Raw genomic sequence first — 1,587 nt, 5'->3', positions numbered from 1 at the left:
CCTGAATTACGAAAGCCCAATATAATAAGCACAGGCGGCTACACAATTAGGGAAAACTATCCATTTATAGGATGAGTATTTAGTGATAAGTTGTTTGACGGTGAAATGCAGCTAGAACTTCCCCCTCCCCACACAAAGGGGCAACCGAATTTCCAAGACTAATTTTGGGATTATTGTTTATTCCAATAAAATACTTTTCCGTTCCATTTGAAGCCATGACCACCGGTTTTGGAATGATTCTGCTAACTTTAAGGTGTATTGGCGACCGCTTCGCACGAGAATGCCGGCACAATGAATAAACTCACGACGAAACCGCCCAATCGTGAAGGAACGGTGAATCGGATCGCAGCATTTCAACTTGAATCGCTCGAACAGATTGTAGGCGAGCAGCTTGAGCAAAAGATCAATCTCATTCGCACCAAAGGACTGCGACGGAATTCGGTGAATAGCAAATCCGTTTTTGCCTTCCTTGATGTAGTTCTCCATGCAGCAGCGCTGGTTGTAGAAACGCCATACATCAATGGCCTCCCAGCCTTCCGTGGTGACCATTGCTTCATACTGCCAGAACAGGTCTAGTTCAAGCTGAGGATGATCATTAGCGTAACGCTGCATCTTTCGAATGACCGCCACACGCCTCATCTTGTCCCAGGTGCTGGCTTTGTAGCACAGTACGATACCTTCGATGATCCAATCCTCATCGACGAAGCGTGTCCAGTGCTTGCACTCGCTCACTTTTTGAGCAAGACGATTGGTCCATTTTAATTTGCCGACATAACCGATTTGACGTGTTTCCCAGAAGGCATAAAAGTCTTCGCCGCCAAAACCTTTGTCAAATCGCACATAGCTAACATGCCGATTGCCGAGCAAGTCCAACGTCTGTTCAGCAAAGGGGAGCACGTCAGTGGAACTTCCCGTATTTCCGGGTCGTAGCGCCGCATTCACCAACAGCTTGGATTGCCCTTCATAGACGAGCAGCGGATGATAGCTTTTACGACCTCGCTTATGGCTGTTGACGCCAACGGCAGCGCCCTGCTGATGACCATAAACGGTCTCGACGGTAGAATCCAAATCGAGAATAAGTGATTCGGGCAGCAACGGTGCGATGAGATCTATATTTATTTTCTTGAGCGCGGGAGCCATTTCATCGTGAGAAGCTCCGAAGCGAATGAGTTCCTTGTTAAGTAGACTGTGATGAGGCAAGCGACCACCGAGTGCATGGCGCACCAAGGCATCCGTTTGAAGTGATTTGAAATGGAAGAGACGCTCGCAGCCCATGATCCAACCGATGATGAGGTAGAGAAGGATGCGTTCAGTAGGAAAGATGGCGTTAACCGACTTAGCCAATCCGAGGGATTTTAGAGCTTGGCTCAAGCCAATGGTTTCGAGATATGCAAGGATCACTTTGCCACCTGCAAAATTTGTGGCATTTCTCATAGAAAATTCCGTTTTCAAGTTCGAGATTTTTGTGGTAGACTTCATCTTATGGTTGCTCCTCTCTTTGGGTGATGTTGTCTTCGCAAACACCATTCTACCAAAGATCGGGGCACTTTTTTATATTTTTATGTGATGGTACTTTCGTAATTCAGG

At 46.9% G+C, this 1,587-nt stretch carries 1 protein-coding gene; it reads right to left on the bottom strand.

Annotation, left to right across the window (positions count from 1 at the left end):
• Positions 1–177 precede the first annotated feature (177 nt).
• Positions 178–1,479 carry an IS1380 family transposase gene (locus tag AC1TPC_RS26795; protein ID WP_482069768.1) on the bottom strand — a complete coding sequence of 434 codons (1,302 nt, stop codon included), beginning with the start codon at positions 1,477–1,479 and terminating at the stop codon, positions 178–180.
• Between the last annotated feature and the right edge of the window lie 108 nt (positions 1,480–1,587).

Source organism: Paenibacillus sp. Y280 (genome assembly GCF_056786335.1).
The sequence above is the reverse complement of the archived record's forward strand: the minus strand, read 5'-3'. Positions and strand labels throughout refer to the sequence as shown.

Excerpts from the sequence above, each read along its gene's own strand:
- AC1TPC_RS26795 (WP_482069768.1), bottom strand. The coding sequence starts at position 1,479 with ATGAAGTCTACCACAAAAATCTCGAACTTGAAAACGGAATTTTCTATG.